This window comes from Aquimarina sp. AU119 (genome assembly GCF_900312735.1).
GTDB lineage: Bacteria > Bacteroidota > Bacteroidia > Flavobacteriales > Flavobacteriaceae > Aquimarina > Aquimarina algiphila.
This window is the reverse complement of sequence record NZ_OMPF01000024.1, coordinates 16618-38422: the sequence shown is the minus strand read 5'-3', so window position 1 is coordinate 38422 and position 21805 is coordinate 16618. Positions and strand designations below refer to the sequence as shown.

Below are 21805 nucleotides of genomic sequence, written 5' to 3'. Positions count from 1 at the left end.
AAAAAATTCGCATCTGTATTATGTTATACAAAGTACAATGCATTGCATATATCAATCAAATAAACATTCAAATGAAAACACTTAATCAAAAAACTGTTTTATTACTTTTCTCATTTTGGTGCCTTCTGCTTTCTGCTCAACCCAGTAATGAAGCTGTGGTAGGTACTATCCAAGGAAAAGTTATCGACAAGAACTTAAACCAACCTATCCCCTATGCCACAATTGTAATTAATGATGGAGCTAGTAAAGTAATAACAGGCGGAATTACAACAGAAAACGGAGATTTCCTAATTACCGATATTCCGAAAGGAAATTATACTTTAAAAGTTCAATTTATAGGATACACAACATATTCCCAAGGTATCGAGATTTCAAAAAAGAACAAAGATCTTAACCTAGGTACTATTACACTAGAGGAAGCCGCTGAAGCTTTAGACGATGTAACTATAGTAGCAGAACGAACTACTATCGAACAAAAAATTGATCGTAAAGTTATTAATGTTGGTAAAGATTTAACCACAACTGGAGGTAGTGCTGCAGAAATCATGAATAATATACCTTCGGTTAATGTAGACCAAGATGGTAATATTGCTTTAAGAGGAAATCAAAATGTTCGTATTCTTATTGATGGTAAGCCCACTAATATTGACGCTTCTCAACTATTAAGGCAAATTCCGTCAACTTCTATTAAGAAAATCGAATTAATTACAAATCCTTCTGCCAAATATAATCCAGAGGGAATGAGTGGTATTATTAATATTGTATTACATAAAAATAGCAACATAGGATTTAATGGTAATGTTAATCTAGGGCTTAATTATGATAAAAATGCTCGTTTTAATAGTTCTGTCGATTTAAATTATAGAACAGGTAAAATAAATTTTTATGGTAACTATGGTAATAATATTACCAAAAACCTAAATGCAGGTTTTGTTTTTAGAGAGGATCAAAATTACAGAACAGATTTTCAATTTTTAGATAATAATAAATCACATCTCTTTAAATTCGGGATGGATTTCTTTATTAATGATAACAATACTGTCTCTGTATATACCAATCAAAATCTATTTGATGGTTTAACAAAAGGATCCACAGACATTATTTTCTTAAATAATGATCAAAGCAACTTAACACAAGATTTAATAAGTGATAGTGATAATTTAGGCTCTACTTATAATTTTGACTATAAACATGACTTTAAGAAAGAAGGACATAATATAGAACTTGAAGTCGATTATAATGTTTTTGAAAGTGATAGTGATGATGATTTTCTTTTTATTGGAGGAAACAATTCACTACCAAACTATAATGATCTCATTAACAACGAAAGGAAAAATACGACAATTAACTTGGACTATGTAAACCCTTTATCAGAAAAGACCAAACTAGAAATAGGATATGAGACTCGATTAAGAAGAACCGATAATGATTATGAATCTACTCTTTTTCAGGATTCAAAATACAGTTATGATAGAGATATCCATTCATTTTACACAACATTTGGTCAGAATTTTGAAAAATGGTCATATCAATTAGGTGCTAGAATAGAGAACTATGAAGTAGAAGCTGTATTTAATGGTGAAAAAATATTTGAAGACGATATTTTTACTGTATACCCATCAGGATATCTTAATTATACTCCTGGAGAAAAGAACAGCTATCAGTTAAGTTATAGTCGTAGAATTGATCGACCTGGTTTAAATCAAATAAACCCAATACGAGAATGGAGCACCCCAAGAATTGTTTCTTTAGGAAACCCGTCTCTTGATCCACAATTTACTAATTCTGTTGAAGCTAATTATACACGGAAATTAGAAAAAGGCTCAGTTACTGGAGGAGTATTTTATCGATTAATCAATGATGAAATCAATCAAGTACTAATAGAGAATCCAGATGTAGAAGAAGGTCAAATATTAACTTTTGATAATTTTGAAAACAATTCTGCCTATGGTATAGAAATCTCAAGTAATTATAAAGTAACCAATTGGTGGAGTTTTAATGCAAGTTTTGATCTTTATGGGCAAACTCAAAAAGGAGTAGTAGAAAATGTAAACCGTGAAGTTGATGCCGTAATCTATAATTTTAGAATTAACAATAGTCTTAAAGCTACTAAAAATTTAACTTTTCAAGTTTTTGGATTTTACCGTGGAGAACAAGAAGGTGTATTATTTAAAACTAAACCGTTTTACTTTGTAAATACAGGAGCTCGATACAACTTCATGAAAGGCAAAGGAACGGCTAGTATTAACTTTAATGATATTTTTAATACAATGCGTTTTAGATTTTCTGGAGACAATCCTTACCCACAAAATGGGCAATTTCAAGGAGAAACACAAACTGTTTTTTTAGGGCTATCCTATAGGTTTGGAAGTGGAAAAAACAGAAAGGCATCTAGGAAACGCAGAGATAATAACGAAAAATCAGGTGGAGGCATACTTTAACAGTACTTTTTTTAATAAATATGTTAATAAGAAAAACAATGCTTAACAAATGTGTTAAATTCAATACAGATTCCTCAAAAACTAAATTAACGTTAAAAAAATGTAAAAAAACAACAAATTCTGTAACACATTGCAATTTGTTACGTTTAATATAGTAATCATGGTTATGATTTATTTGAATTAGCCTTTAAAAAATTAATAACCGAGTTATTAGATAAGAAAACGCGAAGCTTAATTGCTTCGCGTTTTTCGTTTTAATTTATCATCTAGCCTAGTCATCGGTTTACAATACTACCATTTTATAATAGCACTACCCCATGTAAATCCGCTTCCAAAGGCCGCCAACACCACCAAATCTCCTTCTTTGATTTTGCCTTCTTCCCATGCCTCAGTAAGTGCTATCGGAATTGAAGCAGCTGTAGTATTTCCATATTTTTGAATATTATTGTATACTTGATCATCAGATAGTTTAAATTGTCTTTGTACAAATTGAGATATTCTTAAATTTGCCTGATGTGGTATTAACATATTAATATCTGCCGCCGTAAGATTATTTGCCTGTAATCCTTCATTAATTACTTCTGAAAAACGCACTACAGCATTTTTAAAAACAAACTGACCATTCATATATGGATAATAAGGAATATTCTCTTGTGGGTCTTCTGCAATAATCTCAGGAACCCAATGTTCTGTACTTGGCCCTTCTAAAGATAATTCTTTTGCATGTGCCCCCTCACTATGTAAGTGTGTCGATAAAATTCCTCTACCCTCTTCTTCACTTCTTGTCAATACAGCTGCGCCTGCGCCGTCACCAAAAATAACAGAAACTCCTCGTCCACGGGTAGTCATATCTAAACCTCCACTGTGATTTTCACTTCCAATAACCAAAACATTTTTATACATTCCGGTTTTTATAAACTGATCTGCAACAGATATTGCATATACAAATCCGCTACATTGATTACGAACATCCAATGCCGGAATAGTTTTCATATCCATCATATCCTGAACCCGTACTCCTCCTCCTGGAAAATACATGTCAGGACTAAGTGTAGCAAAAATTATTAATTCTATATCATCTTTAGAAATATCTGCTCTTTCTATTGCAATTTTTGCAGCTTTAACTCCCATTACAGAAGTACTATTACCATCACCTTTTTTGATATGACGTCTTTGTTTTATACCTGTTCGCTCCTGAATCCACTCATCATTGGTATCCATTATTTTAGAAAGGTCATCGTTTGTCACCACATTTTCAGGAACATAATATCCCAATCCAGATATTTTTGAAGTATACATATAGTTAATTATTGTGTATTGTGCTTTATTTTACGCTTAATTAAAAACTGGCGGACAATATATGTATTCTTAGCATCTTGATAAAAGAAACAGCAATTATATTATATGCACGCATAACAAATACAATTATAAATACCCACATAGTAGCGATATAAAGAAAATGAACTTTAAAATTTACTAAGAGTTCTAAGCAATTTTTCTAAAATCTGAGCTTAAAAAATACTGTAAAGTACATATTGTTATATAATACCCTAGAAAACAACAAATAGATCAACAAAAAAAAAGAGACCACCAACTAAAGTCGATAGTCCCCATTCCCCCAATCTTCCTAAAAACTAGAGTTTTAGAAATTTCTTAATAACTGTTCCATTTTCATCACATATCTTAATCGTATACATCCCTGCTGGGAACGATACAAATGAGATTGTATTTCTGATTGATAATTTTTTATTTTCTTTAACCAAATGCCCTTTTGGATCAAAAATGCTACATCGAGCAGTAGACAAATCAGTTGTGCGATCAATATAAATCTCTCCTTTTATTGGGTTTGGATACACTAAAAAAGTACTACCTCTAGAACTATATATTTCAGTATTAACATCCAACATTACATTAATCTGTTTTCTCTTTAAATATTATATAAGCAAAGATATAAATACATGAGGCACTATAACATACGTAGCTCTACGTAATCTTACATCAGAATATATGTGTATACATCACAATAATAACTGTTTATTTTTCTGTGACCAGATGAGCAAAGCATTAGGTTTTTGCTCCAGGGTAAGTTTCCTAATAATATTTGCTCTATGTTTTTCTACAGTTCTTACCGAAATACTCAATAGCTCTGCTATCTCAGTGCTAGTCATTTCTTCTGCTATACGCTTTAAAATTTTTATTTCTGATGGAGTTAACTTTTCTATATCAGAATTTCCTTCTCCTATATGGGTAAATCGTTTATATATTTTTTCACTAAAATAAGGTTCTCCTCTACAAACACTTGCTATACAGGCTTCTATTTCACTTAAGGCAAATTCTTTTAACAGATACCCATGAATATTATATTTTACTGCTTCTTCAAAGAATTTTTTCTCTTTGTGAAGAGTTATTAAAATAACCTTGGTATCCATACCATGCCGCTTACAGTTTTTTGCAACATCAACCCCGGTAAGGTTAGGCATTTCAATATCTAAAATAGCAATATCTGGTTTGTCTTTTATAATTGCATTATACGCAGAGAGTCCATCAGCATGAGTGCTAATAATATTATATTTTTTTTCTTTTAAAAACTCTTCTAACCCCCTTAAAAGCAAAGGATGATCATCTGCGATAAGTATATTAGGTTTAAACATGCTTTGGTATATTAAATATAAGTGTGGTTCCCTGATCAATCTCTGAAAGTATTTTAAAGCTGGCTTTCAAGAATTTTGATCGTTCACTTAATGTTTTAAGGCCAATTTTTGAAACAGATGACTTTTCTTTAGAAACATCAAAACCTTTACCATTATCCTTGATAATTATCTCTACATCAGTTTCTTTATTGATTACTATAATTTCTGCAGATCTTGCATTAGAGTGTTTGAGAATATTATTAAAACTCTCCTGCACTAATCTATAAATATTAACTTCTTTTTCTTGATCAAAAACCGTATCAATATTATCAATTTCTGCTGAAATAAATATATCATAGTTCTCATCAATCATCTCTACACTACTTTGTAGTGTTACTGTGAGGCCAAGTTCTTCTAGCTTAAACGGATGTAAACTTCTAGATATTGCACGTACCTCATCAATTACTCCATCTACAATACTCGCTGTCTTTTGATCCTTATTTTGAAGAACCTTATTTTTAACCAACAACAAACTTTGACCAACACTATCGTGTAAATCTTTAGAAATACGTTTACCAACCCGTTCTTGTGTTTGTAGAAGTTCTTGTAAAAAGGATTGTTGTAATTTTTTATTCTTTACCAATAACATTCTATTTCTATATAAATATATAGATATGAACAATAGACTTAAACCTATACCTCCAAATATTAATAAATTTTTCTTCGCTTTATCCTTTGCTTCTAACATATCGATGTTAGCTTTTTGGATAGCAATCTTACTATCCCTCTTCTCAGTCTCATAAAGTGTTTGATAATAAATAACACTATTAGAACGAGTAATATTATATAAAGAATCTTTCAATAATAGATGTCTATCTAAATGAATGATAGCATCAGAAAAATTATTTGCTCCCTTATTTGACTCATAAAGTTCTTTTTCGATGTGTACTTGACTTTGTAAATCATTAGATTTTTTGAAAATCTCTAGTTCTTCCTCAAATATGGGGATAGCTTCATTATATTTTCCCTGAGCTTTTTTAAGTGTTCCTAAAGCTTTTAAATAAAACATTCGATCATACGGATTCTTCACTAATTCTGGCGTCAACTCTAGCGTATCTAAATATCGTTGAGCAATTTCAGTTTTATCATGTTTTGAATAAAATCCAGATACATAGGCTCTTATCCTAAACAAATCAAAAACACTTAACTTACCCTTTTGTGCTAATTCAAGGGCTTTGAGATATGCTTCGCCTTCTTTTTTATATTCTTTTGTTTTTACAAAATCACGAGCATCATTTATACTTAACTCTGAAAGAGCTCTATAGTCTTTATTCTTTTGACTATTTAGCAACGCTCTAATCCGTTTTCTTTCTTCAAAAGATTTTTCCAAAAGATAAAGTTGACTAAAAATCCCTGATATCGCCAATCCACTATATGCCATATACGCTGTATCTTTCATCGCAGTATACAATGTATTAGCAGTCTGATATTTTATCACTGCTTGAGAAAGTCTACCTAATCGTTCTGTTGCTTGTCCATTAAAATATACCGCATCAGCTTCATAAATGGTATCCTTTGTTTCGTGATAAACTTTTTCGGCATTATTATAATCTATTATTGCCTTTTCTAAATCATCAATTTGGTAGTTTGCCCCTGCTTTTTTCACATACAGGTGTCCCAAATTAATTCTATTTTTAATTTTATTACTATCCCCGAGAATATTATTTACAATAACAAGAGCAGAATCGGGTTTATTTATCACTTGAAGATAATGATAAGTGAGTTTAGAGGTCCTAAAAGCAGCTAAATCAATACTATCCAATTGTTTAGCTAGATTTATATATTGAAGCGTATATTTGGAAAAATTTTGTTTATAAAATTCAAAATCTTTATCATGCATTTTACCAATTTCTCCAGATAAGGAGTCCAACAACTGAAGTTTTTCATTTTTGTTGGTTGCATTTTCTACTTTATCTATTAAATCAACTATGACCTCTTTCTGCTGCGAAAATGCACAATAGTGAAGCACAACAACAAGAGTAAATGTGTATATTTTACTTCTAAACATTTTTAGGGGTTTTCTAAGATGTGAAGATACGATAAATGTATTTTTAAATTATATCAACGTATTTCATTACTATCATTTTTTAATATTTAATAGATTCATGACAATAATTTAAATAGAAATCATATAAAGAACAGCTATATTCCAATTTATTTAAGCTAAAAACATGTAGTAAATAAGCTTCGAGGTGGTAAACTTGAGATTCTGCTGAAAAATCGGGATGAGTTCAACTATCTATTTTAAATACATTGCTCCGCAATTTTTCAAAATATAGTTTCACTAATAAAAGCGAAAGATGTGCCAACCACAGCACATCTTTCTAACAACCTAACCAATAAATAAACAAACCAAGTCAGTCGAATGACCGACTATAGGTACTTTTCATAATTCCTTACTTGGATCTTTGCTTTTAGATCGTGTAACAAATTATACAAGCCAAAAAACGTACGATTGATATATAAGAAATGTTTACTTCCTCTATTCCCATTCATTTTTCTTAACTCTGTGTCTTTAGAATATTTTTCACTTAATTCTGTTATCTTTCTCCAAAATGTCTCATCTGCAAAATCAAATTCCTCTACATTAAAAGGTGTTGTAAAAAGACTCAACATTTCATGAAACAACTCTGAGAAGAATCTTTTTTCTTCAGGGGAATCATCTTGTCTGAGGATTTCTAATTGGAACATTTTTTTATTAAAAAATTCCGGATTATCAATATTTTTCTTTTCTGCTAATTCAAAATAAGGAGTATAAAATTCTAATGGCACTTTCTTTACACATCCAAAGTCAATCGCGATAAGGTTATCATCTTTATCAACTAAAAAATTTCCTGGATGAGGATCAGCATGGACTGCCTTAAGAATATGCATTTGATACATATAAAAATCCCACAATGCCTGACCAATTTTATCTGCTTTTTCCTGATCATTATTTTGTGTTGCATATTCGCTTAAATGAAGTCCATCCATCCAATCCATAGTGATGATACGTTCACTAGATAGTGCCTCATAGTATTTTGGGAATCGCAAATTGGGAATCTTAGCACAAGACCCTGTTATTTCCTTACTTTGCTTAACTTCTAATATATAGTCCGTCTCTTCAAGTAATTTTCCTTCTAACTCTTTAAAGTATTTTTCGGAGTCCTTTCCTTTTAAGTTAAACATTCTGATGGCGATGGGTTTTACCATCGCCAAATCAGAACTTATACTGTTTGCAACTCCAGGATATTGAATTTTCACAGCAAGTTTTTTCCCGTCTTTAATAGCTTTATGTACCTGACCGATACTTGCAGCATTTACAGATTGAGTTGCAAACGAATCATATAGATCTTCTGGGTATTTCCCATGATATTTTTTAAATGTTTTTCTAACCAATGGAGGAGATAAAGGTGGTACACTAAACTGTGATAAAGAAAACTTTTCTACATAGGCATTGGGTAGAATGTTTTTTTCCATAGAAAGCATTTGTGCTACTTTAAGAGCGCTCCCTTTTAAATTTTTCAATCCATTGTATATATCAGCAGCGTTATCTTCATTTAACTGTTCTTTAGTTAAATCAGGATTTACAGCCTTTTTACCGTAGTATTTTAGATAATTCCCACCTACCTTCACTCCCGTTTTTACGAGTTCTGCGGTTCTACCTAATTTGGTAGTAGGTATTTTGTCAATTGTTTTCATACAGTTTCTAAATTCGTTCTTTCATTAATTCCACATCGTTTTTTCTTTCCATAGAAACTTCCCGAAGTCTAACACATTATTTAAAGGAGTATTATCAAATAAATCAAATACGGTATTCACCGACTTCTCTATAGCAACATCGGTTTTCTCAAACCCTGCAGATTCATCATCTACCCAAAATTTTAATAAGAACAAAAACTGAAACCAAGCTCCTTCAGAAAATAGTTTAACAGGATTCTTAGTTACTTTGAATAATTTTTCATCATTATCTTCTTCAATTAGTTCGGTGGCAAAACCTTTTATATGGTCTCTCAAACTTTTTAATTGTTTTAAGTTTTCGAAAGGCATATCATAACGCTTAAGCGCAAAAAGAACATAGCTACGATTTAAGGTTAGCATTTCGAAAAAAGTAAAAAAGAATGTCAGAAATTTATTTCTAGTAGAGAAACTTCCATAATCTTCATTATTATTCATTGCATCAATCGTAGTGGTAAAAAAAGCATTCCATATTGCTCTGTCTAAACTCTCCAGGCTTCCAAAAAATGCATAAAACTCTTCTTCCTTTATATTGATATCATTACAGAATCTATATACAGATTTAGGATATCCGTCATTTTCCAAAACATAATTCATATATTTTGATATAATAGTCTGACTGGTAACTTTTTTATTCTTTGATGTAGCCATATTTCACACTTTAAATTAGTATGTAAATATACTAATTGTTCAACTTTTTTATAAATAAGTTAAACAAAAAATATGTTAAAGTTGTTTCAAAAAAAATGAAATTCTAATCCAACATGATCTTAGTCTTAAATGTCAAGAAATCATTACAACATATCTTAAAAAACTATTTTCTGTGTCAGTTTGTCAGATATGCTGTATTGGTATTTTTTTTGACTACATCCAATCAGAAGATGATAATCAAATTAAAAATTTATAAAAATGGCAACAGGAAGTATTAATGTATCTGTAGAAAACATTTTTCCTTTAATAAAAAAATTCTTGTACTCTGATCATGAGATTTTTTTAAGAGAACTAATTTCTAATGCAACAGATGCTACTTTAAAGCTAAAACATTTAACTAGTATTGGAGAAGTTAATGTAGAATATGGTAATCCAACCATCGAAGTTAAAATAGATAAAGATAAGAAGCAATTGCATATTATCGATCAAGGGATTGGTATGACTGCAGAAGAAGTAGAAAAATATATTAATCAAGTAGCTTTTTCTGGAGCAGAAGAATTTCTTGAAAAATATAAAGATAGTGCAAAAGACTCAGGAATTATTGGACATTTTGGACTTGGGTTCTATTCTGCTTTTATGGTTGCCGATAAAGTTGAAATCATTACTAAATCTTATAAAGATGAGCCTGCTGCACATTGGATTTGCGACGGATCACCAACATATAGCATAGAAGCACATGACAAAACTGATAGAGGAACAGAAATTATTCTTCATATCGGTGAAGATGATGTAGAATTCTTAGAAGATTCTAAAATAAACGAATTACTGGTAAAGTATAATAAATTTATGCCGGTAGCTATAAAGTTTGGAACCAAGACTGAAACTTTACCAAAGCCAGAAGATGCTAAAGAAGAAGATCCTGCTCCTACCCAGGAAGTAGACAATATTATTAACAATCCTAATCCAGCATGGACAAAGCAACCAGCTGATCTACAGGATGAAGATTACAAAAGTTTTTATAGAGAATTGTATCCTATGCAATTCGAGGAACCTCTTTTTAACATTCATCTAAATGTAGACTATCCATTTAACCTAACGGGGATTTTATATTTCCCAAAATTAGGTCAGGATATGGGAATGCAAAAAGATAAAATTCAATTATATCAGAACCAGGTTTTTGTTACTGATAACGTAGAGGGTATTGTTCCTGAATTTCTTACTATGCTTCGCGGAGTAATTGACTCTCCTGACATCCCTCTTAATGTATCTCGTTCATATTTACAGGCAGATGGTAATGTAAAAAAAATCTCTAGTTATATCACACGTAAGGTTGCAGATAAGCTTAACTCTATGTTTAAAAACAATAGAGAAGATTTTGAACAAAAATGGAATGATATTAAAATTGTAATCGAGTACGGAATGCTTTCTGAAGAAAAATTCTTTGAAAAAGCAGATAAGTTTGCTCTTTACCCAACAGTAGATGATACCTATCTAACTTTTGAGGAGTTACAAGAAAAAATCAAAGACAGTCAAACAGACAAGGATAATAAAACTGTAATATTATATGCCTCTAATAAAGATGAGCAACATGCATATATAACTGCTGCCAAAGATAAAGGGTATGAAGTATTGCTTTTAGACTCTCCTATTGTTTCTCACTTAATCCAAAAATTAGAAACAAGCAAAGAAAATATCTCTTTTGCCAGAGTTGATGCTGATCATATTGACAATCTTATCAAAAAAGATGAAGAAACGATTTCTAAATTATCTGATGAAGAAAAAGAAGCGCTAAAAGTTGATCTAGAAAAAGTTGTTCCTAAAGAAAAATATACTGTACAATTAGAAGCAATGGATAGTAATGCTTCTCCTTTTATGATCACTCAACCAGAGTTTATGCGTCGTATGAAGGAGATGCAACAAACTGGCGGTGGTGGCGGAATGTTTGGTATGGGTAATATGCCAGAAATGTACAATTTGGTCATCAATACAAATCACGAATTGATTGGACAAATTGCCAGTACTAAAACAGAAAAGAAAAAAGAGCGTTTGATAAAACAATCTCTGGATCTTGCAAGACTTTCTCAAAATTTATTAAAAGGAGAAGAATTGACTGATTTTATTAAACGTAGTTACGAAATGATCAAGTAAAAAATATTTTTTTATTTAAAACTAATAGGCCGCTTTGCTATTCATAAATAGTTAAAGCGGTTTTTTTATCGTATACTTTTGTTTTAAACTTCAAAACTTTTACATTCGTAATGATCTTCAATACAATACCAAAATGAAGAACTTAAATTACTTTTTTGTATTCTTTATATTTAGTAGCATAAGCCTCTTGGGGCAAAATTCTGTTTCTGGATATGTACATATTAAAAACCCTGATCAATGGGAACAAAAAGTATATTTAAGTCATATCAAACTTGAAGAAAACAGTACTACTTATAATGCAACTACTATTGCTTCTTCATCACTTAACAAAGATGGTTTTTTTGCTTTCGATCAAAGTTTATTTACTTCAAAAGATGAGATTTATAAAGTTCAACTGAATCCAATATCCTCGAATGACAAAGATGTCCTTTTAAGCAAAATTAAAAACTTCAAGTTCTTTATTTTATCCAAAAAGGACACCATACATTTTACAAAAGGAGAATTATTATTTGGGAAGTATGCAACAAATAATGAAGCAGATCAAGAATGGCAAAAACTAAAAAACTTCGAGGCTACTTATCAAAATCTGACAGACGATTTTGATACCAAAAAATACCTTCTGGAAACCAAAGGATACGTAAAAGATTCTTTACAGATACTTTTGGTTAAACTTATAGGTATTAAAAAACTTGATGATCAGGACTTGTTAGAAAAAGATGTTATTGCCAATCCACGTTATTATTTGGATTTGCTTAAAGAATTAAAATCAAGTGACCTTGATCCATCTGCATATGCATATCTAGAACATAAACTCTCATTCATTACCAAAGAAATTAAGAATCAGGATTATAAAATGAGTTTATGGATTGGTAGTATTGCCTTATTAATTATTATCGCATTAATTGTATTTATCATAAAATCAAAAAGAAAAATACAAGCAGTAGTTATCCCTCCACTAAGTAAGCAAGAAAAAATTATAAAGGACCTCATCATTTCAGGAAAAAGCAACAAAGAAATTGCCAATGAACTATTTGTTAGTCTTAGCACTGTAAAAACTCATATTACTAACATTTACAGCAAGCTAAACATTTCCAGCAGACAGGATTTATTACTTAAAAAGTAAAATCAGACCCGTACTAGTACCTTATTCAGCCACAAAAAACTAGACACTACATCAATTATCATATTTATTTGATCCATAATAAAATGGTATCAAAATAAATGAATGAACTTAGTTTTCAAAAGTGGAATAAAATATTAGGGTGGGTAGTTTTTATCATCTCTTTAAGTGTTTATTTACTTACAATAGAGCCTACAAATAGTTTCTGGGATGTTGGAGAGTATATTGCTACTTCATCAAAATTGCAAATAGGACATCCTCCAGGGGCTCCACTTTTTCAGATAATAGGTGCTTTTGCATCGGTTTTCACTTCTAACCCCAAAGAGATTGCTATGACACTTAACTGTACTTCGGCAATCGCTAGTGCATTTACTATTTTATTTATGTTTTGGTCCATCGTTATCCTTGTTCGTAAGCTAGAATCAAAGGATAGTGCCTTAAACAATAACAAAGCTATTATAATTTTAGGTAGTGGGTTTGTTGGTTCATTGGCATATACATTTACCGATAGTTTTTGGTTTAACGCAGTAGAAGCAGAAGTATATGCTATGGCAACATGTATTTTGGCATTGTTGTTTTATCTCGGTTTATTATGGGAGAGAGACATGCATTTAGCACGAGGAAATAAGTGGTTAATTTTAATATCCTTTATTGTTGGATTGTCATTTGGTATTCATTTTATGGGATTATTATCTATCCCAGCAATTGGATTATTGTATTATTTTAAAAATTGGAAAGACATTACTCCAAAAAATTTTATCATTGGTAATTTTATAGCAGTAGCCATATTACTATTCATCTTTAAGCTACTAGTACCATACACACTAAAGTTTTTTAGTCTTTCTGAAGTTTTCTTTATTAATGTAATGGGACTTCCCTTTAATTCTGGGACTATTATCGCAGGAGGTATAGTAGCTATTCTTTTTTATCTGGGAATTAAGCATACTCGAAAAAAACAATATCCTTTCCTAAATACCATAGTACTATCCATACTTTTTATCCTGATTGGTTTCTCTAGTTGGGTAATGATTCCAATTCGCGCTAATGCAGGTACGGTAATTAATGAAAATAATCCCAATAATGCTCGAGAACTACTAGCATATTATAACTTAGAACAATATCCAAAAACTCATTTGTTTTATGGTCCTTTGTTCACTGAAATTTATGCTCACCTTGATGAAAATAATCCATATGAAGACGACAATCCAAAATATGAAAAAGATGAAAAAACCAGAAAATATAACATAGTTAATGATTGGAAAAACGCTAAACAAAATCTTGATGATCGCCACAAAACATTTTTTCCGAGAATGTGGAGCACAGAACATATAGTTAATTATATGAAATTTACCGGCCCTATTAAATTCACAATAAAGCCAGAATTTCATAAAGAAAAAGAGATACTTAATACCGTAAATGATTTTAGTAAAGCGTACGTTAATGGTAAACTAGATGACGAAGATTATGATCAATTTCTTAAATCTTTTGGAAATTATCTCGATATAGAGAGGCCATCAGTTTGGGATAATTTAAAATTTATGTTTACGTATCAGATGGGATATATGTATTGGAGGTATTTTATGTGGAATTTTGCAGGAAGGCAAAACGATATTCAAGGAAAATTAACTAATCAAAACGGAAATTGGCTAAGTGGAATACAATTCATAGATGAAATCCATTTAGGATCTCAAAAAAAATTACCTAGTGATGTTTTAAAAAACAAAGCACGAAACACATACTATTTCCTGCCATTTTTATTGGGTTTAATAGGGCTTGTTTACCAAATCAAACATGATAAAAAGAATTTCTGGGTTCTATTTGTTTTTTTCTTATTTACGGGACTAGCACTTAAGATATATCTAAACGAAAAACCTTTTGAAGTTAGAGAACGTGATTATGCCTTGGTAGGTTCTTTTTATGTATTTGCCATATGGATCGGAATTGGGTTATATGCTTTATTTAATACAATGAAGAATTTTATAAAACCAAAAATAGCAACTCCACTGATACTTATTCTTTGTCTGTTAGCCGGACCTATTATGCTCGCTACTCAAAATTGGGACGATCACGATCGCTCTAATCGATATACTGCCCAATCTATGGCAAAAATGTACTTATCCTCTTGTCAAGAGAATGCAATTCTATTTACTATAGGTGATAACGATACTTTTCCTTTATGGTATGTTCAGGATATCGAAGAATACAGAACTGACATAAGAGTCATAATCTCTGCATATTTAGGAACAGATTGGTATACTGATCAAATGAAAAAAGCCGCATATAAAAGTAAACCTATCTCATCACAACTTACACATAAATTTTATGCTTATGGCAATAATGATGTGATTTATCATAAACCCATTACAAAAGACACCATGCTGATCAAAAATTGGTTAAAGTGGATAGTATCTGACGATCCAAGAACCAAAGGAGATTTGCAAAGTGGAAAAAGAGTAAACACATTCCCTACACAACATATACGAATTCCTGTAGATAAACAAGCCGTATTAAAAAATGGGATTGTCTCTAGTAAAGATGCCGATAAAATTGTTCCATATATCGATATTCATTTAAAAGGCGATTATCTGCTAAAACATAGATTATTGATGTTAGATATTCTAGCAAATAATAACTGGGAACGACCTATTTATTTTTCTGGAGGTAGCTTTGGTGATGATGATTATATATGGATGAAAGAGTATTTACAGTTAGATGGATTGGTTTATAAACTTGTTCCTATACAAACCAAAATAGATCCTAAAAATCCATATGAAATGGGTAGAATTGATACTGAAACAATGTACCCAATAGTTAAAAATTGGGATTGGGGCAATGGAGAAAGTGCAACTATATATCATGATCCTCAAACCCGCAGAAATGGTATTAGTTATAGAAGTAGTATAAGCAGATTAGCAGAAGAGTTAATTGAAGAAAATAAAATAAATAAGGCAAAAGAAATTTTAGATCTTGGGATACAAAAAACCCCAGTTGAGTATTACGGGTACTATACCTTACTACACCCTTTTGTATCCAGTTACTATAGCATCAATGAGAAAGAAAAAGCAAGAGATCTTTACACTACTATCACTAAAAAATACCAGGAACAATTAATCTATTATGGAAATTTATCAATTAAAGAACAATATGAATATGCGCAGGAGATTGTTACACAAATAGAGTATTATAGAAATTTAATAGATATCTTATTTATCTCCAAAGACAATAATTTTGCAGACATTAAGGTAGAGGAATTTAATACATACATCTCACTCTTCTCACGATTATATGGTAATAGTGATTATATAGAACATGAATCTGATAATGAACAAGAAAGGGATTCAAATATTCAATTTAAAGATTGAGGTATACAGATATTATGGTTTTATAAAACAGTATTGATTTACTAATAAATATAAATCAACAACATAAAATCATTTGTAACCAGAAATAATAATAGCCGTCATACATTGATATCAATCAAAAACAGATATCATGAAGTTTGCAAAACATACATTTAAAATCAATTCTTTTCTACTGGTATTAATTTTTATAATATCTCGTCCTTCTTTTTCACAAAATCTGGAAGAAAAATTCGATAAGCTTTTAATCGAGCGATATAAACCCAATGGATCGGGAGCTTCAATATTGGTTGCTAAAAAAGGAAAGGTTATTTATCATAAAGCTTTTGGGTTATCTAATATAGAGCTTAATGTCCCTATGAAAACAGATAATGTTTTTGAAATAGGTTCTATCACCAAACAATTTACAGCAGTAGCTATTCTAATGCTAGTCGAGCAGGGTAAACTTAACGTCAAGGATGAAATCACCAAATTCATTCCGGATTATCCGACTCATGGAAAAAAAATCACACTACACCATCTTTTAAATCACACTTCTGGAATCAAAAGTTACACTGAAATGAATCTTTCAGAGATCAAATCAAAAGATATGACTCCGATAGAATTGATTAATTACTTTAAAAATGAACCCATGGATTTTGATCCAGGACAACAATGGAAATATAATAATTCTGGATATATCATTTTAGGACATATTATAGAGAAAGTTTCTTCACAAACTTATGAAGATTTTATAGAGCAACATATTTTTAAAAAATTAAAAATGGACAACTCTCGATATGGCCATAAAAACGAAATAATTATGAATCGCGCAGCGGGATATCAAACTCGAGAAGGTTATATCAATTCTGATCGTATCAGTATGACTTTACCATATGCTGCTGGTTCTTTAATGAGTACTACAGAGGATTTATTTAAATGGCAAACTGCATTAAATCAAAATATTTTAATTAAAAAAGAAACATTACAAAAAGCACATACTAACTATCCTATTGCAAATGGTGAGTATACTAATTATGGATATGGTTGGTTAACATATGATGTTAATGGAGTACCTGCTATTCAACACGGTGGAGGTATTTTTGGATATACTTCTTATGCAATATATATTCCCGAAGAAGATGTTTATGTAGCCACGCTTACTAATTGCAATTGCAATAGCCCTGGTAATCCTACTAAAAAAATTGCAGCAATGGCAATTGGAAAACCGTATAAAACTTCTAAAAAAAATACTAATATATCTCCAAAAGAATTAGAAAAATTTGTTGGTGTTTATGAATTCGAAGACAAAGTAATTAGAATTATCACACTAAAAGACAATCAATTATACAGTAAACGACAAGGAAGTACTGCTTTTAAAATTTTTCCTAAAAACAAGACTTCATTTTTCTTTGAAGATAATTTTTCTGAATATGAATTCGATATCTCTAACGACTCTGTAAAAGTGATATTTACAGATCGAGACTCAAATAGAATCTCTAAAGGAATAAAGACAAACAAACCAATTCCAGTTGAAAAGGTCGAAATCAAAATCAAAGAAGAAATCTTGAAACAATATGTTGGTATTTACGAAATCAAACCTGGATTTGATCTTAATATAACATTAAAAAATGGAAAACTAATTTCTCAAGCTACGGGACAAGAAGTTTTTGAAATACATCCAGAGACAGAAACTAAATTCTTTGTTAAAGAATTTCCAGCAGCACTAGAATTCATAAAAGAAAACGGCAAAGCCACCAGTGTTATTTTACATCAAGGAGGTCAAAAGATACCTGCAAAGCGAAAAAAATAAAATTTATTTGAACTATGCGCTGAGCCATATAGCATATTATAGAGCTCAGCACATAGTTCTGTATCTGTTAAGTTTTCATAATTATTGTTTTTCATGCATTTGGTTTTAGTAATTTTAACATTCGTAACACAAACTATTTTATATGAAAAATTTATGGATTTTAATTATAACAATTACTATTCTTGGCTGTAATAAAAGCACAAAAAAAGAAAATGAATCTATCGATCCTAAGGATAATACTCCAGAGGCTATTCCTGTAGAACCAGATGGTGGTATTGGTGATGGCGCTCTATCTATAATGGATAATTATATTCTACAAATTGAAAAAGCACATCAAAAAACAGCATTTCTAAAACATAAAGCTGTTAGTTTTAATATAGATATTTATTTTGGAGGAAAACAACGCTTAGATGGAAAAATTACAATGCTAACCAATGCTACCAAAATCAGAATTGATAAAAAAGATGATAGCAAATTAATCTATACAAATCAAAAGGTTTATTTGTGCCCTAAAGAGGCAAATGATAAAGGAGCACGTTTTGATATGTTTACATGGACGTATTTCTTTGGATTTCCATATAAATTAGATGACCCGGGTACTCAATGGGAGCTACAAAACGTTAAGACTTTGAATGAAGTAGAACATCAAACGGCAAAGCTTACTTTTGAAAAAGGAATAGGTGATTCATCAGAAGATTGGTATATTATCTATTCTGATCCTAATGATCATACTTTAAAAGCAGCTGCTTATATTGTTACTTTTGGAAATCAAGATGATACATCAAAAGCAGAAGGGGATCCTCATATAATTCAGTATAAAAAGTTCAAAATAATAGATGGGATTCCATTCGCAACCAAGTGGGAGTTCTATGGATGGTCTGAAGAAAAAGGTTCCACTGATAAAATTGGGGAAGCTACCCTTACTGATATTACTTTTCTCGAAGATGAAGGTACAATATTTGAGACTCCAGAAAACGCTAAAGAGATTATGCTTTGATGTTTATAGTCATTAGAAAATATAAAAATCCCTCTAAGAATTTTAGAGGGATTTTAATTTCTAATATCTATTAATTACATCCAAATTAGATTTAGATTTACTAATTCTTTGCTACATCATTAAGATCTGGTAAATCTTGAGTTGATGCAGATTTAGAAGTACCACATTGTCCTATTCTAGTCCAACCAGATGTAGTACGCTCAAATAAATAACCTCTATAGGTTACACGATCTCCAGGCTGATAACTTTGTGAACTAGACCAAGGAGCAACTCCTTCACAGATATCATTACCTCCTCCACCATTGCCTGGATACATAACACTAATTCCAGAAATATCTCCAGCAGAAAGTCCATTTCTTTGTGCGTTATACGTAGATCCATTTTTTCTTACAATTGTTGGTTGTCCATTTGCCGAAAAAGCAAAAGAGCCATATAACATAATAGAGTTGAAATCTAATGCATTAGTATACTCATCTCCATCAATACCCTGTTGCACATAAGTTTGAAAGTTAAATGCTCTATTTGATTGTATATTCTGAAAATTAATAGTGATATACTGATCTCTATCTTTTCTACTTTGTTCATGCCATAATCCAACCGCATGACCTATTTCGTGAATTGTATTTCCTGTAGAACACCCATTAGCAAGATTAATGTTTTGTCTTCCTCCTGTACGCCCCACAGAAGATGAACATCCACTACCTGTCCTAAAATAGATATAAGCAGTTTGGTTTGTTCTTCTTACAAAGGTAAGGTCTGTATTTGCCTCCCAATGCGCAATTGCATTCGTAACCCTTGCTTGATTAGGCAAACTACTTTGTATATCATAATATACCGTGTTATTTGGCCAACGACGCGTAGTACGCCCTGTACTTTTTGCGTCTTTTGGTAACATATCATCAGGGATAACATGCATATCTCCCTGCATGATATATTCATCTCCAATTTTTTCTACTTCGACAGATTCCCCGTTAAGTTGGATTGTAACCAATTTTCCTGTAGTGTCAGGGTAAGCTACTTCCTGAAGGAAGTCTTTTCCTGTGACTAATTGATTATCTAATTGTTCCTGAGAATTGTCTAATTGCTCATCTTCACACGAGGTGAATGTCATGCACGCAGCAAATGCTAAAGCCCCTACTAGAGAGCTTCTAAAAGTTGTTTTCATAATTAATATATTTAAGTTTGTAATAGTGTTAACTGTAGTATTTTGGTTTTTATTGTTTTAGGTAAAAACAATTATTCTTTTTGGGTGTATCGAATTCTAATCTTCAAAAATACCTGGATCTAAAAAGTCAATATTTCAAACAAATATTTACATCTTAGATTATTTATTCAAAGTAGAGTTTGAAAAGACAAATTCTATCTTTTAAATTTTATACTCTTTAAGTGACAGCTTTTTTTTGTATCTTTAAGAGGCACATTTTTTTCTCTAAATACTCTTTCTCATGACTCCGCTTTTTAAAAAATTACAGCTACCGCCTTTATTGGATGAGATATTGATCTTAAATGAACCTGAAGGGTTTTGTAAAGAATTAGATTGCCTTAAGGATGTTATCATCAAAGAATCACTTATTCAGGTTTCAGAGGTTGATTTTGCACTTGTTTTTGTTACTCAAAAAACACAAATTGAAAATCGCATAGAAACTGTATATCCCAAACTTGTTGGGGATGCAATTCTGTGGTTTGCTTATCCAAAGAAAACCTCTAAAAAATATACTTCAGAAATTAATCGTGATTATGGCTGGGGGGTTCTCGGGGATTATAATTTAGAACCTGTTCGACAAGTTTCTATAGATAATGATTGGTCTGCTTTGCGTTTTAGAAAAGTGAGTTTTATTAAAAAAATGACCCGTAGTAAAGATTTTGCACTTAGCGAAGCGGGTAAAGAAAAAACATCTGGAGTTTAATGAGTTGGCACTTATATATCGTATCCTTTATCTTTAGTCTAGTAGGAATTTTTCATTTAGTTCGTCCAAAAGCATTTATGAGAATAATGCCTCTGTATATCCCTTATCACAAGCTCCTCGTTTATTTAAGTGGTATTGCCGAAATTCTTGTAGGTATTGGAGTATTATTTGAACAAACCAGAACGATTTCTATTTGGAGTATCATCATAATGCTAGTTTTATTTTTTCCTGTACATATTCATATGCTTATCAACAAAAAAGCTGGATTAAATCTTCCAAAACCTGTTTTAATCTTTAGATTATTACTTCAATTTGTGTTGATTTATTGGGTATATTCCTATCTTTAGTTTTTCTCCTTTAATTCGATGAATTTAGATTTATTTTCTGCAGAAAACGATTTCATAAAGCTAGATATACCAGATGCAGATGTGGTATATTATCCTGAACTCTTTAGCCGTAATCAATCTGACGTCCTTTTTGAAACCTTATTAAAAACAATAGGCTGGCAACAAGACAATATTACTGTTTTTGGAAAAACATATCCTCAACCACGTCTTACAGCTCTTTACTCTAACAATGATCAATCCTATAGTTATTCTAACATCACTATGTATCCCAAACCATTTACTAAGGAGTTAGTTTTGATAAAGGAAAAAATTGAACCTATAAGTCAGATTACATTCACTACTTGTTTACTTAATTTATATCGTAATGGACAAGATAGTAATGGATGGCATTCTGATAATGAAAAAGAACTTGGAAAACACCCTGTTATAGGTTCTGTAAGTTTAGGTGAAGAACGATGGCTTCATTTTAAAAATAAAAAAGATAAAAACCAAAAACACAAAATCAAATTACAGCATGGGAGCCTGCTCTTAATGAAAGGAAAAACACAAGAATATTGGCTTCATCAGATACCAAAAACAAAAAAAGTCATTCGTCCTAGAATCAATATTACCTTTAGAGTAATTAAATAAAAAAAA

General features: G+C 31.0%; 16 protein-coding genes. 9 read left to right on the top strand and 7 right to left on the bottom strand.

The features are described 5' to 3' along the window. The first annotated feature begins 71 nt into the window (after positions 1-71). Positions 72-2441, top strand: a complete 2370-nt coding sequence (locus DK442_RS21560; RefSeq protein WP_109437994.1) for a TonB-dependent receptor domain-containing protein — start codon at positions 72-74, stop codon at positions 2439-2441. A 291-nt stretch (positions 2442-2732) separates the two neighbouring features. Here DK442_RS21560 and DK442_RS21555 read toward each other — a convergent pair whose 3' ends face one another. From DK442_RS21555 to DK442_RS21530, 6 genes are all read right to left on the bottom strand, one after another. Beyond that, positions 2733-3740 carry a 3-oxoacyl-ACP synthase III family protein gene (locus DK442_RS21555; protein ID WP_109437993.1) on the bottom strand — a complete coding sequence of 336 codons (1008 nt, stop codon included), beginning with the start codon at positions 3738-3740 and terminating at the stop codon, positions 2733-2735. A 335-nt stretch (positions 3741-4075) separates the two neighbouring features. Then, positions 4076-4348, bottom strand: a complete 273-nt coding sequence (locus DK442_RS21550; protein ID WP_109437992.1) for a T9SS type A sorting domain-containing protein — start codon at positions 4346-4348, stop codon at positions 4076-4078. Positions 4349-4459: 111 nt separating this feature from the next. Continuing rightward, positions 4460-5092, bottom strand: coding sequence for a response regulator transcription factor (locus tag DK442_RS21545; RefSeq protein WP_109437991.1), 633 nt, complete (start codon positions 5090-5092; stop codon positions 4460-4462). After that, entirely contained in the window at positions 5085-7139 is a 2055-nt protein-coding gene (locus DK442_RS21540; protein WP_109437990.1) for a sensor histidine kinase, read from the bottom strand. The genes DK442_RS21545 and DK442_RS21540 overlap by 8 nt, the downstream gene beginning before the upstream one ends. 365 nt (positions 7140-7504) lie before the next feature. Continuing rightward, positions 7505-8812, bottom strand: a complete 1308-nt coding sequence (locus DK442_RS21535) for an AarF/ABC1/UbiB kinase family protein (protein WP_109437989.1) — start codon at positions 8810-8812, stop codon at positions 7505-7507. Positions 8813-8836: 24 nt separating this feature from the next. Further along, complete coding sequence (locus DK442_RS21530; RefSeq protein ID WP_109437988.1) at positions 8837-9499, bottom strand: TetR family transcriptional regulator C-terminal domain-containing protein; 663 nt, start codon at positions 9497-9499, stop codon at positions 8837-8839. A 258-nt stretch (positions 9500-9757) separates the two neighbouring features. Here DK442_RS21530 and htpG point away from each other — a divergent pair, with 258 nt between their 5' ends. From htpG to DK442_RS21505, 5 genes are all read left to right on the top strand, one after another. Next, complete coding sequence (htpG, locus tag DK442_RS21525; RefSeq protein ID WP_109437987.1) at positions 9758-11647, top strand: molecular chaperone HtpG; 1890 nt, start codon at positions 9758-9760, stop codon at positions 11645-11647. Positions 11648-11780: 133 nt separating this feature from the next. After that, the gene (locus tag DK442_RS28830) at positions 11781-12770 is read left to right on the top strand and encodes a helix-turn-helix transcriptional regulator (RefSeq protein ID WP_109437986.1); all 990 of its coding nucleotides are present in this window, start codon (positions 11781-11783) and stop codon (positions 12768-12770) included. Between the two features lie 98 nt (positions 12771-12868). Next, on the top strand, positions 12869-16129 hold the full coding sequence (locus DK442_RS21515) for a DUF2723 domain-containing protein (RefSeq protein ID WP_109437985.1): 3261 nt from the start codon (positions 12869-12871) through the stop codon (positions 16127-16129). A gap of 130 nt (positions 16130-16259) precedes the next feature. Next, positions 16260-17918, top strand: a complete 1659-nt coding sequence (locus DK442_RS21510) for a serine hydrolase (RefSeq protein ID WP_109437984.1) — start codon at positions 16260-16262, stop codon at positions 17916-17918. 142 nt (positions 17919-18060) lie between these two features. Continuing rightward, positions 18061-18915, top strand: coding sequence for a DUF6503 family protein (locus DK442_RS21505; protein WP_109437983.1), 855 nt, complete (start codon positions 18061-18063; stop codon positions 18913-18915). A gap of 100 nt (positions 18916-19015) precedes the next feature. Here DK442_RS21505 and DK442_RS21500 read toward each other — a convergent pair whose 3' ends face one another. Then, the gene (locus tag DK442_RS21500; RefSeq protein WP_235011004.1) at positions 19016-20080 is read right to left on the bottom strand and encodes a M12 family metallopeptidase; all 1065 of its coding nucleotides are present in this window, start codon (positions 20078-20080) and stop codon (positions 19016-19018) included. Positions 20081-20360: 280 nt separating this feature from the next. Between DK442_RS21500 and DK442_RS21495 the strand changes: the two genes are divergently transcribed. Genes DK442_RS21495 through DK442_RS21485 form a run of 3 tightly spaced genes read left to right on the top strand, consistent with a single transcriptional unit; the run spans position 20361 to position 21799 of the window. Further along, positions 20361-20822 carry a hypothetical protein gene (locus DK442_RS21495; RefSeq protein WP_109437981.1) on the top strand — a complete coding sequence of 154 codons (462 nt, stop codon included), beginning with the start codon at positions 20361-20363 and terminating at the stop codon, positions 20820-20822. Then, the gene (locus DK442_RS21490; RefSeq protein ID WP_109437980.1) at positions 20822-21169 is read left to right on the top strand and encodes a hypothetical protein; all 348 of its coding nucleotides are present in this window, start codon (positions 20822-20824) and stop codon (positions 21167-21169) included. The genes DK442_RS21495 and DK442_RS21490 overlap by 1 nt, the downstream gene beginning before the upstream one ends. Positions 21170-21187: 18 nt before the next feature. Continuing rightward, positions 21188-21799 carry an alpha-ketoglutarate-dependent dioxygenase AlkB gene (locus DK442_RS21485; protein WP_109437979.1) on the top strand — a complete coding sequence of 204 codons (612 nt, stop codon included), beginning with the start codon at positions 21188-21190 and terminating at the stop codon, positions 21797-21799. The last annotated feature ends 6 nt before the right edge of the window (positions 21800-21805 follow it).

Bases quoted from the DNA above. Each gene is read 5' to 3' on its own strand.
- DK442_RS21560 (WP_109437994.1), top strand. From the start codon at position 72: ATGAAAACACTTAATCAAAAAACTGTTTTATTACTTTTCTCATTTTGG.
- DK442_RS21555 (WP_109437993.1), bottom strand. From the start codon at position 3,740: ATGTATACTTCAAAAATATCTGGATTGGGATATTATGTTCCTGAAAAT.
- DK442_RS21550 (WP_109437992.1), bottom strand. From the start codon at position 4,348: ATGTTGGATGTTAATACTGAAATATATAGTTCTAGAGGTAGTACTTTT.
- DK442_RS21545 (WP_109437991.1), bottom strand. From the start codon at position 5,092: ATGTTTAAACCTAATATACTTATCGCAGATGATCATCCTTTGCTTTTA.
- DK442_RS21540 (WP_109437990.1), bottom strand. From the start codon at position 7,139: ATGTTTAGAAGTAAAATATACACATTTACTCTTGTTGTTGTGCTTCAC.
- DK442_RS21535 (WP_109437989.1), bottom strand. From the start codon at position 8,812: ATGAAAACAATTGACAAAATACCTACTACCAAATTAGGTAGAACCGCA.
- DK442_RS21530 (WP_109437988.1), bottom strand. From the start codon at position 9,499: ATGGCTACATCAAAGAATAAAAAAGTTACCAGTCAGACTATTATATCA.
- htpG (WP_109437987.1), top strand. From the start codon at position 9,758: ATGGCAACAGGAAGTATTAATGTATCTGTAGAAAACATTTTTCCTTTA.
- DK442_RS28830 (WP_109437986.1), top strand. From the start codon at position 11,781: ATGAAGAACTTAAATTACTTTTTTGTATTCTTTATATTTAGTAGCATA.
- DK442_RS21515 (WP_109437985.1), top strand. From the start codon at position 12,869: ATGAATGAACTTAGTTTTCAAAAGTGGAATAAAATATTAGGGTGGGTA.
- DK442_RS21510 (WP_109437984.1), top strand. From the start codon at position 16,260: ATGAAGTTTGCAAAACATACATTTAAAATCAATTCTTTTCTACTGGTA.
- DK442_RS21505 (WP_109437983.1), top strand. From the start codon at position 18,061: ATGAAAAATTTATGGATTTTAATTATAACAATTACTATTCTTGGCTGT.
- DK442_RS21500 (WP_235011004.1), bottom strand. From the start codon at position 20,080: ATGAAAACAACTTTTAGAAGCTCTCTAGTAGGGGCTTTAGCATTTGCT.
- DK442_RS21495 (WP_109437981.1), top strand. From the start codon at position 20,361: ATGACTCCGCTTTTTAAAAAATTACAGCTACCGCCTTTATTGGATGAG.
- DK442_RS21490 (WP_109437980.1), top strand. From the start codon at position 20,822: ATGAGTTGGCACTTATATATCGTATCCTTTATCTTTAGTCTAGTAGGA.
- DK442_RS21485 (WP_109437979.1), top strand. From the start codon at position 21,188: ATGAATTTAGATTTATTTTCTGCAGAAAACGATTTCATAAAGCTAGAT.